Origin of the sequence: Parachitinimonas caeni (assembly GCF_030129945.1) — a bacterium.
In the GTDB taxonomy this organism is placed as follows: domain Bacteria; phylum Pseudomonadota; class Gammaproteobacteria; order Burkholderiales; family Chitinimonadaceae; genus Parachitinimonas; species Parachitinimonas caeni.
Genome location: NZ_JARRAF010000276.1, coordinates 1 through 255, shown reverse-complemented (window position 1 = coordinate 255; position 255 = coordinate 1). Strand labels below are relative to the sequence as shown.

Annotated in this window: 1 protein-coding gene; it reads right to left on the bottom strand. The window is 54.9% G+C overall.

The features are described 5' to 3' along the window. On the bottom strand, nucleotides 1-255 hold a 255-nt coding region (locus PZA18_RS25880; RefSeq protein ID WP_284103524.1), incomplete at both ends, for a hypothetical protein.

Below are 255 nucleotides of genomic sequence, written 5' to 3'. Positions count from 1 at the left end.
CCTCATACGAAGCGCGCAACAGATTCCAGAACCGCTGCTCATTGCAAACGCTTACATAGCAATAGCGTCCAAATGGAAATATCCGTCGCTCCATGGCCAACAATTCCGCCATAAGCACCTCCAGCCGTACCGGCGCGTTAACGGCCAGGTTTTCCAGCAGCTCCAAGGCATCCCAGTTGCTACGGATCGGTTGCGCGGGCAAGTCTTGCAATAAGCGGTCTACCTGCCGTTGAGCAATGTCGAGCAGGGGTTCTT